Genomic DNA, 13,321 nt, shown 5'->3' with positions numbered 1-13,321 from the left:
TCGATCAGTTTGCGGATGATTTTAACTCACTAATCGAATTTATGACCATGCATAGGGTTTTATGAGAAAGCCCTGTACCAGCCTATAGCCTGAATGGAAGCAGCGGGAGTCCGGACGGACAGTTTGTGATTAATGCAGCAGGAAGCTATACCATTACGGCCAGCAATGGGGAACTGGTCTCCTGCCGCTCTCAGACGATCATTTCCATTGCATCTGGCACACCGGCCCGCATTGATGAGATCACTAGTTCAGGAGTGGCGGCCTGCGATAAGCCAACCCGGTTAACGGCTTCGGCAACCGGTTCGGCCTTTATTTTTACCGGCCCTGCCGGTTATGTTTACAGCAATGTTTACCGGCTACCGGCAACCTACACTGTCTTTGCCGAAGAGCTCAAAACCGGCGGTAGCTATACATTAACTGTTTACAGTACCGAAGGCTGTCCCCCCGTAAGCCGATCTATACTTATTCAGGGTCCTGCCAGGTGCCCGTAAAGTAGAAGGTGCTGACCGGCAAAAATAGCCTTCAGGCTCGTTATTCTCCTTTTTAAATCGTTTACTAAAAATTTATACAACGTTTACTCATGGCTAAATCCGAGTTGACATCCATTTCATCAATCCAAACCGGGTACAGCGTCCGGATCGGTGACTGCAAGACTACTTTTTTAACAACGAGTGATGATACGGCCGGGCAGTATTGTGTATTTGAACACGATCTGCCGGCAGGATTTCCCGGACCTCCTCCCCACGCTCACCGGGTCACTACGCATACCTTTTATGTAATCGAGGGATTAGTAACTATAGTAGTAGACGGCCGATTCATAAAGGCTGAAGCGGGCACGTCGGTTTATATTCCGGCCGGGGTCGTCCATCAATTTTCAAATCCGGGTCAACAGCGATCCCGTATGCTGGAAATTGATACCCCAGGGACTTTTCAGGCGTATTTCGAGGAATTAGGGCAGTTTTTTTCCAGTGGCCAACCAATGAGTCAGCAGTCGATGGCCCTGATTCAGCAGAAATATGACTTTATTCCTGCCGCCAGTTAAAGCAATCCTTTAGGGTAAAAGTCATAATTTCATTCTAAAATTGGGACTTTTACCAACTTTGAGCCGGTAAATATGTTAATCTCCATAGACCTTACTTTTATATGTGCAGCAACGAATTTACCAACTTATGCCTTCAGGATTTTTTGCTCTGTTAGATGATATATCCGCTTTAGTTAAAGCAAGTGCTGCCAGTTTAGACGATGTGCCCACTCAGGTAGCCAAAACAACCGGGAAAGTTTCCGGCATAGTCATTGATGATACAGCCGTTACCCCCAAATATGTGGTTGGCCTTGATCCCTCCCGGGAGCTATCGATTATTTACCGGATTGCAAAAAAATCGATGGTCAATAAACTGCTTATATTAAGTCCGGCGGCCTTATTACTGGGGTATTTTATTCCCTGGGCCATCACTCCTGTACTGATGTTGGGCGGGGCTTATTTATGTTTCGAGGGATACGAGAAAGTCCATTCATTGTTTAACCATTCCTCCGCTCAACACACTGACCAGGAGGAGCCTGTAAAAGAAATCACTCCCGAAGAACTGGAGCAGGAACGTGTGAATAGCGCCGTTCGTACAGACATAATTTTGTCTGCTGAAATTATGGCTATTGCGTATAATCAGGTAACCGGCCAGCCAATAGTAAACCAGATTTTAGTGATGGCGGCGGTGGCTGTTTTCATCACCATTGCTGTTTACGGCTTTGTGGGGCTGATTGTTAAAGCTGATGATTTCGGGGTATTGCTGGCCAGTGATAAATATCCCCCGACTACACAAAAAATAGGACGTGGGATTGTAAAATTTATGCCGCACTTTTTGACATGGCTGGGTTATATCGGAACCGCAGCCATGCTTTGGGTGGGTGGCGAAATCATTGCGCATGGCATACCGGTGACAGCCCGCCTGCTACACGATTTAGAACACGCCCTGGCCGCAATGCCGGTAGTTGCCTGGCTATGTAAGGCACTTGCCTGTGGCATAGGCGGACTCTTGATAGGGTTTGTCGTAGAGAAGCTGGTAATCGGGGCCAAAAAGCTTTTTTCAGGCCAAAAGAATAAACCGCAATACCAGTAAAAATGAAATCGGCTATCAGGAATCCGGGCGACTGGTTTCCTAATAGCCGATTTCATTTACGGCATTCAGTTTCCGTATGTCATTAATCCGGACATAACGCCGGATCATTTCGCTGCTTTTATGTTTTGTTTGCCGCATGATAGCAATTTCGCCCGCTCCTCTGGAAATGGCCTGCGTAACAAACGATGCCCTGAGTGAATGGGCGGTGAACAAGTCCTGCCCCGGCAGGTTAAAGTATTGCTTCATGACAAAATTGACCCATTGGCCGGCAAGGCGGTCATCGGTTAGTTTTCCGCCTTTCCTGATCCGGACAAACAAGGGGCCGGATGTACGGTTCAGGGCCTTTAGCCAGCGCAGTGTCCATACATAGGGGCAAATGTGTTCATTCCGTCCTTTAGGAATCCATTTTTCATCCAGGTTACCAAACTGATTGGTTTTACTTTTCCGGACCCGAATTACCAGACTGTTTTGTTTAATCGTGATATCCTCAATGTTGACACTTACCAGCTCAGAACGCCTGAATGCACCGGCAAACCCAAGCAGAATCAAGGCACGGTCGCGAATATGGGTAAGATCGGACTCCGTCTCGCCGCGCACGTGTAGAGCCTGCTCCAGCTCGGTGAGGGAAAACGCCCCTGCCTGCCGGGGTGGCTTGTAATGGTCGAGTTTTATACCCCGCAGCACCATTTTCAACTGTGGGTCCTGTAGCGGTAAGGGTAAATTACGAAGCCGGTGCCAGCGGTTGATCGATGAGAGGTGCCGGCTGAGCGTTCGGTAATTAAGCACTTCAATCATTTCTGCGGCATAGAGTGCCAGTGTTCCTGCCTGCGCAGGCAGGCTATCCAGTTTTCTGCCCTCGCACCAGGCTTTGTAAAGTCCCAGATCGGAATCGAAAGCCCGTGCACTGTTGTCGGCTCCTCTCAGACCTCTTTCAAAAAAATCCAGTACACGCTTAGCCTGGCTAGCCGTTTCAGTCAGACCCTGTTCTTTATTGTTATTTATGAATACAGCTGTCAGGTCTTCACTCCCGGCTTGTTTGTTTTTACGTGCCATGTTTTCTTTTTTTAACTTATTTCAACAGTAAACAAACGAATTTTCCATTAAGTCTCTCCAAGGTAAATCGGCTTTATGTAAATGTAGCTAATAATTTTCAGATTACTCACGATAATTAAACATTATCGTGAGTAATTATTCTACATCGGAATTTCTGCCATTTGCTCCACAATGGCCCGGATTCGTATTAATGCATTCATGCGGCGTATTCGTATTCAGGAGAAGTTGTTAGTCATTTGTCCAAAAATAGTTGGCTCCGTGTCAGAATGAAAAAAACGTTTGTGTATGTCTCGTTTGTTAATAACGACTCGATTTAAGTATGCTTAAGGGCGAGTTTTTGCTATTTTTAAAACAGTCGAAAATTTTGAGTAGCAACAATATAGCGATGTGCCCGGACTGCTTCGGCTAACTCATCCAGATATATCACTGGTTAGAAATCAGGAATAGTCTCTGGATTCAGCAGATGACCTACATCGTATATTTATCGGATTGACCAGAATAGTTGAGCTATGTAGTTTTGCTTCAAATGTAAACGCGGCTTCACCCCTGGCTCTTATGAAGTATTTACCCCTTATTCTTGGTCTGCTCTGTTGCATTGGAGCGCTTTATCAGCTTTATCGGGGCAGCTGGTTGTTTCTAAACGGGCAATCGGTTGAAGGCAGGGTTGTGGCTAATGAACGGAGTTCGGGTAAGTCGAGCGTTTATTATCCCATCGTGGAGTTTAAAACCCTGAGTGGTCAGACATACAGGTGCAAAGGGCAATCCGGATCCTTACCTGCCGAATACGAAGTAAATGTTCCTGTAACAGTTCATTTTGATCCTGCTGAGCCGGACAACACCTTTATTGGTACTTTCTTTAGTTTGATCCGGGGCGCCCTTTTTTCAATTGCGCTAGGTCTTTTGTTCAGTTGGTTTGGTCTCAAAATACTGGGCTATAGAAAACTACCGGACTCAACCGGCAGGAATTGACCGCAGTATAGATAACTAAAAAATGAAATTATAAACGGTGTGTAAACCGTTTACCGGATGTGAATGAATACGTCAACATAAGGCAGTTTTGAAAACAACAAGGGTACAGCGGAGTTATTGTATCGTTCGTACGTAATGACGGGCTTAAACTAAAATCCCTGCAAGTGACCATGTCTGTTTCAGCAGCAAAAAAAATACTAGTATCCGGAGCCGGTATTGCCGGTTCGACAATGGCTTTCTGGCTTGCCGGATACGGATTCGAGGTTACCGTTGTTGAACGGGCATCTACCCTGCGCCTGGGCGGACAAAACATCGACGTTAATGGTCCGGCCCGCAAAATAGTCCGGAAGATGGGCATCGAAGCTGCGATTCTGGCCCAAAATACAACCGAAGCCGGTTTGCAGTTTATCGGTCAGGATGGCAAGGTAGCGGGGGAATTTCCCAAAGACGCATCGCTCACCGGAACCCGTGAACTGGAAATTCTGCGGGGTGACCTTGCTCAGATTCTGTATGATTGCACAAAAGAGGATGTCTGTTACCGCTTCGGTGATTCGATAAAGGCGCTGGAGCAGCATTCCGGCGGAGTATCCGTAATCTTCGCCGGCGGCACAACCGAAACATTTGATCTGGTTATTGCGGCCGACGGGGTGCGCTCGGCCACCCGGCAGCTTATGTTCGGCGATGAACCCAGGTTTAAATCCCTGGGTCTCTATATCGCCTACATGACCATCCCCCGGCAGGAAAACGATACTACCTGGTGGCGCTGGTATACGGCTGTCAATCGCCGTGTATTGATGCTCCGTCCGGATAATAAGGGTACGATCCGGGCATCAGTCGCTTTTATAGAGGATAGCTCGGAAACCTATGAGAAACGGCCGGTCGATGAACAGAAAAGTATCCTGAAAGCTAAACTGGACGGTGCCGGCTGGGAAGCAGACCGGATTTGCAAGGCCCTCGACGGGACCGATGACTTGTACCTGGATAAAGTCGGGCAGATTAAAGCGCGGCGCTGGTCTGACGGGCGGGTGGCGATGGTGGGCGATGCCGCATATTGTCCTACGCCTATCAGCGGAAAAGGTACAACCCTGGCCATTGTAGGAGCCTATGTGCTGGCCGGTGAATTGTCACGGCATGAGCGGCATGAGGACGCCTTCTCGGCTTACGAAAAGCTGATGCGCCCTTATGTAGAAGAAGTCCAGAAATTGCCGCCGGGTACCCCCGGGCTGGTTTACCCCAAAACGAAAACCGGTGTATTTGTACTTAATACGGTGGCCGGAATAGTAGCCAGCAAACCGGTTCAAATGTTAGTGGGTCTATTCAATTCTGATAATACCAAAGCGGAAAATGAAGGTATTGATCTGCCCCCATATTAGAAATAGCTTATTTCGGTACTATGCCTGGCGGATATCGTAAATTATTCACGCTGCGCGCGGATATTAATATGAATCCTTTCCCTAAAGTCGGATTGATTAAATTTTACCTCCATTATTCTTACGGATGCAACATTAAATTCCAGTGCACATCTTTAGTTAGCATTACGACAATTAAAACTGAATTCTAAACTTGATTGTGTAACAATATGTATCGTGTGTACTTTAAGATCTTGCCTGGAATTGTTTTGCTTTTTGGTTTAATATCATCGGTCAGCGCCCAGGAGACGCTGTTTTCCGCGCAGGCAATGCGGGAAGATTTACGTTTTATCCGTAAGCAGCTTTTTCGTGTACATGCCAGCCCTTTTACGCGGTTTACCCGCCAACGCTATGAGGCATACCTTGATTCTCTGGAAACAGGCCTGAACCAACCTTTATCCGCAGCCGGATTTCTCCAAAAAGCAGCTCCTGCTCTTATACCACTGGATGATGAACACGCTGCGCTTTCTCTTCGCAACCGGGCGACAGTTCATAAAGTCACAAATTGGTCGGATAGCATAACGACCAACATTACGTACAGACGGATGGGTAAAGTGGGGTATATTCGGGCACGGTCTTTCGCCACAAAAGGCAGGCAGGATTTACCGGTTTATAAGCGTTGTATCGACAGCATTTTTGCCTTGATACACCACGATGGCGTTACCCGCCTGGCTATTGATATAAGTGACAACGATGGTGGTGCCTCTGCCGTAGGGAATATGATTATCAACCATATTTACCAAAAGCCTTATCAGTCCTATTCGATGAACTGGAAACGTAGTGATGAGTACCTGGCCAAACTGACTTCTTGGGGGCTTAGCGATGCATCGTACCAGAAAGCGACACCAGGCGAAGTTCTGCAAAATTCTTCCAGTCAAGTGCAGCCAGAGAAGGTGGCCAATCCATTTACAGGAAAGGTGATTGTGCTTATCGGGCCAAAGACGTTTTCCAGTGCGATTTTATTTGCAACCCTGATACAAGACAACAAAATCGCACCGTTAGCCGGTGAATCCCCTGTTAACGGACATCCAACCCACTTTGGTGAAATGTATTCGGTTGTTTTGCCCCATACGCAGCTACAATTGCGTTTCGGCGTTAAAGAATGGATCCGCCCGGCCGGCCGCTCAAAAGAGAATAAGCTGGTTGCCGATATCCCTTATAAACTCCCTGCAAACGGTGAGATTTCGTCGTTAATTCAGCAGCTAGGATGGTAATTTGTGGCACTATGCGGTTTTAGCTGATCTGACTACTATTGACCCGTTTGTGGAGATAATACATAGTATACTAACGGCCATTGCTTCACTCATTGAGTCATCATTGCTGAACTTCAGGAGACACAACAACAAAATCATACTTGTAAAGAAGCTGACAGGTATCCTCAGAAAGCGTTTTGTCATTGGCATAGCGCACCCGGAGCGGGCGTACATCAACGACCACCCATTTTTCCTTGTCGTAGAGCTTCAGAAATTCTTTCGGGTATTCGGGTTGGGCACTGGCCAGATCATCAATGACTTTTCCGTCTTCGGTAGTATAGCGAAGCATAAAATAAACATTGGTAAAGCTGGTCTGATTATGCTGTGCCAGTTCATAGACCGCATTCCCGATGTCATAGAGGGAGGTCATCAGGTTGAGTCCTTTTGCCAGATGGTTGGCCCCCATTTTGAAAAATACTTTCTCGTGCCGGGTCTTTGTGTGATCATAATACGAATAAAAGTTCTTTTTCATTAACGAAGCCCGCATCAGCGAATTTTCTTCTCTGTATATACGGCCGGACACCTTGATGTCATCGAGCACCTGTTTATAGTTTTCCTGCGGAATCCCGTTGCGCAGACTGTCCAGCAACTTTATTTTGGGCATCCACCATCTGGCCAGCAGGCTATCCCGAACGGCTTTATAGGCCTGCCTTACTTTGGGTGACTGGGCCGTATAGACCCGGTTAATCGCATATGGAAACGCCATCTGAAATTCCTGATAAATTCCCCAGATCGCATAGTTGTAGGTTCCGGCGGCAGCAAGCATCCGGGCATCGTCAGTGGTTTTGAAGAAGGGGAAGGTGCCGTATTTGGGATGCTCTCTGGATACGGCGGCCAGGCTGTCCCACGGATTTTTATAGCGCGCCATCCGTGAGAGTTCAGACGCAACAAACGGACTTACTTCGACACACCAGTTTTTAAACCCATACGTTGATGCCCGTTCAAGGGCATAGGCTGCCAGTTGCGAGAGCAGCGGGGAATTATGGTATTCGCCCCAGCCAACAAACTGATTTTCAGCAAAATGCTTTTCCAGTATATCCCAGCCGGCGCCGGTTGGTTTCTTACCGTCAAACGTGAATGAGCTTACAGCGCCGGAGAGGTACTTTGTAAACCGGGCCGAGTCGCTGACCGGTTTTTCTTTCTGGGCAAAACAGGTCAGCGTAAGCAGCAGGCTGACAGCCAGTAAAATGTTTTTCATAGTGAGTGTAACGGTTTATTGCGTTTCCGGCAGATGCGTGGTGTTGATACAGGCTGATATAAACGCTGTTTCAACAGAAAACCCCTCAAATTACCGTAAAAATCAATATATGTTTAGTTTCGCCGGTAATTTAATAATGATGGAAAGCGGATTAACACCATTACTAAATCACCGGCGAAACAACTACTGTGACCCGTCCTGTCTGGGCGCCAACCGGAGCTGGCCTGCCTCTGACAGGATTAGTTTTGCTCCCTCCTCACAGGTGACTTTCTGGGCAAGCGCCTTATACCCTGAGGGTATGTAAACGGTATGCCGGATCAGCGCCATCGCTCCGGGCTCCGGAATCTGTCCGCCAACCCATGTATCCGGTTCGTTCCAGGCACCATGCCGGGCAGTTATAAACAAAGGGGATTCATAAGCACCCATGTCGATACGGAGGCCTACGATCCGGAGGTTACCGGCCAGATCCCGTGCCGATACGGTTCCCGTTGTGCTCGACGGGTCACCCGTATTCATGGCCGGGCTTCCGGTCTGCAGCTGATAGTTTCCGGCAGCTGCGTTGATAAATTTCGGGTCAGTATCCACATTCCCTGCACCGGAATAACCGCCTTCAAAAATTGAATACGTTATCTGATAGGCAGGAGTACCCCGGTCAGGTCCGGTTGTGTTAGCCAGCCCCGGTTGTAACAAAATACTGTTCTGGACCCTATAATTAACGGCGCAACTGGCCTCCATATCGGTATAAAACGTATTCCCGTTGTTACTAACTGCCTTGTTGTTAACGAATGTGCAGTTCGTAAATACCGGACTTACTTCGCTATAGAATGAAGCTTGTACGGAAAAAAGTCCGCCCTGTTCACCGGCAGTATTATCGTCCAGTAAACAATTGGTAAAAAATGATTCGTACTTACCCCCGGTCGTTGTCGAAATGCGCATCAGGCCGCCTACATAAGAAGACCGGTTTCTCCGGAATATACATTGATTCGCCTGCAGCAGAATGCGGGAAGCGGCTGAGTTAACAGCCTGTACATAAAACCCGCCGCCATATCCGAATACAGCGTTATCCGTAAGCAGGCATCGCAACAGCGCTATACTACCAATGCCGTTATTAGAATGAATGTAAATGCCGCCGCCATAATCAGAGGCAATGTTCTGGCTGATCGTCGTACTTTCCAGCGTTGGCCGGCAATACCCGCCCGATTCAGCATCCAGATAAAGGCCGCCTCCCGCTTTGGTGCTACGGTTAGCCGTAATGATGCAGTTAATGAGCTGAGGTTCGCAACGGTTTCCGCTGCCACTGCCGTCAAAATAAACCCCTGCTCCTCCTTTTGGTGTCTGTAGTGCACCATAGTCACGCGATTCATAGCCATCGCGGATGGTTACCCCATCTAGTTTGGTAGCAGCCGAAGCGGGTCCAAACCGGACGACCTGATAGGAATTATCTGCAGTAGACCCGATCTGACCAATATCTCCGGAAAAGATCGTCGGATACCGGGAAATAATCCGCTGACTTATGTCCGTTTCCTGCCCGGCAAAACCACCTATGACGTCAACGCCGGAATTAATGACAAAACTACGGTGACGGCTGGTGGACTGCGTGGGCAGGTAAACACCCTGGGCTACCCAGAAACTGACCCCTGCATCGGCTACCAGCAGCGCTTCCGGAAATTCCGTTGCCGATAAGGCATTGTTCCAGTCTGCTCCGGAAAAGGTGCCCGCCCCTGATACTGTAACGTAGAGCCTAGTACCAGCCGGATAACGGTACTGATATTCGTAAGCCCCCTGATCAATCTGCCCGTTAAGGATACGTGGCTTCGCCGCCGCATCCTGCTGAGCGACCGTGGCCGTTGTGCTGGCCGGATCACCGGCATTGATCACCGGCGACCCCGCAGAGGGCATATACGTACTTGTCAATTGCGGATTCTGATCACTGTTACCGGCTCCGGCATACCCGCCCTGAATCGTTGAATAGGTAATCGTCAGACTAACCTGGCCATTATTGTATATGCCGGACAGCACTGAAGGGGCCGATTCGGCCGTATTGGCCCAGATAATGCAGTTCAGCAGCAGCGGCTCACACGTACCCTGATTGCCCGGAACGTCATTATACAGGGCACCGCTATTGTAATTTCCGCTGACGGCCGGAGTCGTCACGTGGTTATTAACCAGCGTACAGTTAATAAAGGCAGGCCGGCAAATCCCGCCGAAGGCTTCATTATAGTAAGCCCCTCCATCTCTTGCCGTGTTCCCGCTGCTCAGGCAGTTAATGAAACGAGGCTGACAGTTGCCCTGATAGCCGTTATTATAAACCCCGCCGCCGTTGACCCAGGCTCCATTACGGCTGAAGACGCAATTAATGACGGTAGGACTGCAACTCCCCTGATAGCCATAATTATTCAGCCCCCCGCCATACGACGCCGTGTTATTCACAATGTAGCAGTTTGCAATCACCGGATTACTTTGGTTGCCGGCACCGGAACCATTATTAAAAATTCCTGCTCCTTCATACCCATAGCCACCGGTTACAACGATCCCGTCTAAACGCGTATCCGCAGACGCATTCGTAAACGTAACAACATGGAGGGCATTATCATCACTGGTATTACTGAAACCGATCTCTCCGGAAAATGTAGTAGAAGACGGGGCGGTAAGCTCACGCTCCTGTAATCCGTTTTCAAACCCCTTAAAACCGCCATAAACCTGTACACCGGAAGGAATCACAAAGCTATCAGCGCGATTATTATTGTTATTGACCGATGTTTTGTACGTACCCTTTGCGATCCAGAACTGTGTACCTGCCGGAGCCGTCGCCAGGCGGGTACGAAGAGTAAATGATGTGCTTGCATTGGCCCATGAGGATCCGGAAAAATTACCGCTCCCGTATTCGGTTACATAAACAACGGACTGACCATAAACCCGCAGACTACATACTAAATAAACAGTGCAGAAAAGACGTAAAAAAGAAAGCATAAGTTAGCCCGTTTGAATGGGGCGATAAAAGTACTACTCAGGTTACGACGAATCAACGAGCAGACGTTGATATGTCGCAACCTGACGTCAGACTAGTGCAGGAGCGCATCCAGACTATACTTTCCGGGCCCTAAGAGCAGACTGGTGATGTAGCCAATCAGAAAAAGGGTACCTGCCGACCCATCACCCAGCAGATCTCCCTCATGGGCAATAAATACGATGACCAGGGCAGTGCAGAGTAACGGAATTATCACCACACGCGTTAACAGCCCCAACATGAGCAGTATGGAGCAGAAAAACTCCGCTCCGATGGCCAGCGCCAGCGAAACAGTAGTTCCAAGACCGAACAGATTCAGAAAGCCGGCTTTCTGTTCACTGAAGTGTATTAACTTTTCATAGCCATGCGGGATCATGGAGAGACCTAAACCAAGCCGTAACCAAAGGCTGGCACCATTAACTGCTTGTAAGGAGAAATCCGTTTTCAGAAATTGCATGATAACTAATCGATTAGAACAGAGTATTGATTGAACGTCATTGAGTTGTCGCGTATTCATTCTGAACAGGCAGCTACCTCGTAGCTGGAATTACCGGATCAAAGTACGCCCCGGCGTTTCAGAAAGGACGGGTAAAAATGATCAACCCCTGCTTTTTGATGACCAACGCAATTGGTCATTTTCAATTGGAAATGCGGATCCCTTTCGGTTCTTTTGCCCGAAACTAAGTCAAGACATGAACTGGTCCAATGGCCGGAACACCCTGAAAGTCTGGACACAGGAAGTCCTGATTTTTTTGTTCCTATTCGTACTGATGTCCCTGAACGCATGGAACCGGCTTACTTCCGCAGATGATTTCGGACGGGCGCTGCTGTTCTTCCTCATCCTGTACGGACAGGCCCAGTTCCATCGTTTTGTCCTGTTTCCGCTCTTGTTTTCCCGGCAGGTCCGGCACTATATTTTCTGGACCGTAACTGCCCTGGTGCCTGGGACTTTCCTTGTCTGGGTAGCCAATTACAGGATTTACCCAGAATTATGCCCGCTGGAACAGTGGCGTGAAACCGGGCTTTTTTTACTGGCTACCAGCTTTGTAAGCCTGCTGGTACTGGTTGCTGTTTTTCTGATACAGCGGTTTTATCAGCAACAACAACAGCGCCACGCCGACCAGGTACTCCAGCAGGATGAACAGATCCGTTTTCTGCATGCCCAGCTCAACCCTCACTTCTTTTTTAACACGCTGAATAACCTGTATGGGATCAGTCTGCACGAGCCCGCCCGCATGCCGGAACTGTTGATGCAGCTATCGAAGCTGATGCGGTATCAGGTCGAAAGCAGCCGCCGGGCATGGGTCACGCTGCAACAGGAAATCGAGTTTATTACCAGCTACATTACCCTGGAGCAGGAACGGCTGGGAAAACGCTGCCGGATCAGTTACCAGCCCCCGGCAGATGAACCGGCATTACAGAGCTACCAGCTGGCACCTCTGTTGCTTATGCCCCTGGTTAAAATGCCTTTAAACACGGAACGGGCGACCTTAAAGGCTGCTTTGTCGATATAACGATACACCTGAAACGAAACCGGTTAGACCTCACGATTAACAACTCACTGCCCGTACATAAACCGGCAGAAGGGTCAACCGGTGTCGGTTTAGAAAACACCCGGAAGCGGCTCGATATGCTGTATCCGCAACAACATGAACTGGTCCTGCTTCATGAAAACGACCGGTTTATTACCCGTTTAGCCATTCAGTTAACCCAAAGACAACATGCCCGGCCGCTTAACATGTTTGATTATTGATGACGAGCAGGCTGCTCACTATGTTCTCCGGCATTACATCGGGCAGGTTGATCAGCTTGAGCTGGCCGGTAGCTGTTACGATGCCCTTGAGGCGATTAATTTCCTGCACCGGCAACCCGTTGATCTGCTGTTTCTGGATATTAACATGCCACAGATTACCGGGCTACAGTTGCTTCAGACCCTGGCCCACCCGCCCCTCGTCATTTTAACGACGGCATACTCGGAGTTTGCTCTGGAAAGTTATGACTATGGTGTAGCCGATTATTTACTGAAGCCCATTGAGTTTGCGCGGTTCCTGAAAGCGGTCGATAAAGTGATCGGCAGCTTATCCGCAGAGCCGACACAACAACATGCCCTGCCGGTAAGTACAGCGGGTTCTCTGGTAATAAAGGTAGACGGCGACCGCATACGAATAAACTATGATGACCTGTTCTATGGTCAAAGCTGGGGCAATTACCTGAAGTTATTTACGGCAACGCAGGTCTACATGGGGTTCTTTTAGCAACGGGACAAAGAATTACGCTAAGGAATTATGGCCTTAACGGACGCAATCCGTTAGTCATAA

General features: G+C 48.6%; 12 protein-coding genes. 8 read left to right on the top strand and 4 right to left on the bottom strand.

Going from position 1 to position 13,321, the window contains the following annotated elements; genetic code table 11:
• The first annotated feature begins 125 nt into the window (after positions 1 to 125).
• From AC23NW_RS35200 to AC23NW_RS35190, 3 genes are all read left to right on the top strand, one after another.
• Positions 126 to 491, top strand: coding sequence for a hypothetical protein (locus tag AC23NW_RS35200; RefSeq protein WP_487455288.1), 366 nt, complete (start codon positions 126 to 128; stop codon positions 489 to 491).
• Between the two features lie 89 nt (positions 492 to 580).
• Positions 581 to 1,042, top strand: coding sequence for a cupin domain-containing protein (locus AC23NW_RS35195; protein ID WP_487455287.1), 462 nt, complete (start codon positions 581 to 583; stop codon positions 1,040 to 1,042).
• A gap of 127 nt (positions 1,043 to 1,169) precedes the next feature.
• On the top strand, positions 1,170 to 2,114 hold the full coding sequence (locus AC23NW_RS35190; protein WP_487455286.1) for a DUF808 domain-containing protein: 945 nt from the start codon (positions 1,170 to 1,172) through the stop codon (positions 2,112 to 2,114).
• Between the two features lie 39 nt (positions 2,115 to 2,153).
• Here AC23NW_RS35190 and AC23NW_RS35185 read toward each other — a convergent pair whose 3' ends face one another.
• On the bottom strand, positions 2,154 to 3,167 hold the full coding sequence (locus AC23NW_RS35185; protein WP_487455285.1) for a site-specific integrase: 1,014 nt from the start codon (positions 3,165 to 3,167) through the stop codon (positions 2,154 to 2,156).
• A gap of 555 nt (positions 3,168 to 3,722) precedes the next feature.
• Here AC23NW_RS35185 and AC23NW_RS35180 point away from each other — a divergent pair.
• From AC23NW_RS35180 to AC23NW_RS35170, 3 genes are all read left to right on the top strand, one after another.
• Complete coding sequence (locus tag AC23NW_RS35180; protein ID WP_487455289.1) at positions 3,723 to 4,136, top strand: DUF3592 domain-containing protein; 414 nt, start codon at positions 3,723 to 3,725, stop codon at positions 4,134 to 4,136.
• 170 nt (positions 4,137 to 4,306) lie between these two features.
• Positions 4,307 to 5,509 carry an FAD-dependent monooxygenase gene (locus AC23NW_RS35175; protein ID WP_487455284.1) on the top strand — a complete coding sequence of 401 codons (1,203 nt, stop codon included), beginning with the start codon at positions 4,307 to 4,309 and terminating at the stop codon, positions 5,507 to 5,509.
• A gap of 230 nt (positions 5,510 to 5,739) precedes the next feature.
• On the top strand, positions 5,740 to 6,759 hold the full coding sequence (locus AC23NW_RS35170; protein WP_487455283.1) for a S41 family peptidase: 1,020 nt from the start codon (positions 5,740 to 5,742) through the stop codon (positions 6,757 to 6,759).
• A 100-nt stretch (positions 6,760 to 6,859) separates the two neighbouring features.
• Here AC23NW_RS35170 and AC23NW_RS35165 read toward each other — a convergent pair whose 3' ends face one another.
• The 3 genes from AC23NW_RS35165 to AC23NW_RS35155 all read right to left on the bottom strand — a co-directional run bounded on the left by AC23NW_RS35165 (position 6,860) and on the right by AC23NW_RS35155 (position 11,460).
• Positions 6,860 to 7,996, bottom strand: coding sequence for a hypothetical protein (locus tag AC23NW_RS35165; protein WP_487455282.1), 1,137 nt, complete (start codon positions 7,994 to 7,996; stop codon positions 6,860 to 6,862).
• 183 nt (positions 7,997 to 8,179) lie between these two features.
• Positions 8,180 to 10,966 carry a choice-of-anchor Q domain-containing protein gene (locus AC23NW_RS35160; protein WP_487455281.1) on the bottom strand — a complete coding sequence of 929 codons (2,787 nt, stop codon included), beginning with the start codon at positions 10,964 to 10,966 and terminating at the stop codon, positions 8,180 to 8,182.
• A gap of 92 nt (positions 10,967 to 11,058) precedes the next feature.
• On the bottom strand, positions 11,059 to 11,460 hold the full coding sequence (locus AC23NW_RS35155; RefSeq protein WP_487455280.1) for a DoxX family protein: 402 nt from the start codon (positions 11,458 to 11,460) through the stop codon (positions 11,059 to 11,061).
• Between the two features lie 235 nt (positions 11,461 to 11,695).
• On the opposite strand from AC23NW_RS35155, the gene AC23NW_RS35150 reads away from it, so the two are divergent.
• Together AC23NW_RS35150 and AC23NW_RS35145 are read left to right on the top strand one after the other, a co-directional pair.
• Complete coding sequence (locus AC23NW_RS35150) at positions 11,696 to 12,517, top strand: sensor histidine kinase (protein ID WP_487455279.1); 822 nt, start codon at positions 11,696 to 11,698, stop codon at positions 12,515 to 12,517.
• A gap of 207 nt (positions 12,518 to 12,724) precedes the next feature.
• Positions 12,725 to 13,258 carry a LytR/AlgR family response regulator transcription factor gene (locus AC23NW_RS35145; protein WP_487455278.1) on the top strand — a complete coding sequence of 178 codons (534 nt, stop codon included), beginning with the start codon at positions 12,725 to 12,727 and terminating at the stop codon, positions 13,256 to 13,258.
• Positions 13,259 to 13,321 lie beyond the last annotated feature (63 nt).

Source organism: Arsenicibacter sp. R0_47, from assembly GCF_057652235.1.
Note: the sequence above shows the minus strand (reverse complement) of the source record. Positions and strands in the feature narration are given on the sequence as shown.